Genomic DNA, 370 nt, shown 5'->3' on the forward strand with positions numbered 1-370 from the left:
CGTGTTTGCCGAGGCAGTGGCACTGGGTCAGGAGGTGATGAGCCATCCTAAGGGCGAGCCCCTGGAGTGGACATACTGGTTGACGAGGGACGACATCGAGCTGATGCGCTGCCACAACCGCCTCTTCATGGTAGCCAACTATGCCGAGGAGCAGATACTCCGTTACTACCGGGTGCCGGAGCCAGATACGCCGCTACAGTTCATCAAGTTCCGCTACAGTGCCGAGATACTGGAGAGGATAGGTGTCAACCCTGCCCTTCGCCAGAACCTGAACAACCAGAACATCGGTAACGTGATGAAGCGTCTTGGATTCAAGAAGATTCACAAGAAGAACGGCAACGGCTGGGCGGTCATAGAGAAGGAAGGTAGC

The 370-nt window shown here is 55.9% G+C and carries 1 pseudogene; it reads left to right on the forward strand.

The features are described from left to right. Window positions 1-370: pseudogene (locus ACTQ16_RS16860) on the forward strand (hypothetical protein); the annotation flags it as partial.

This window comes from Prevotella sp. LCP21S3_D2 (assembly GCF_052118345.1).
GTDB lineage: Bacteria > Bacteroidota > Bacteroidia > Bacteroidales > Bacteroidaceae > Prevotella.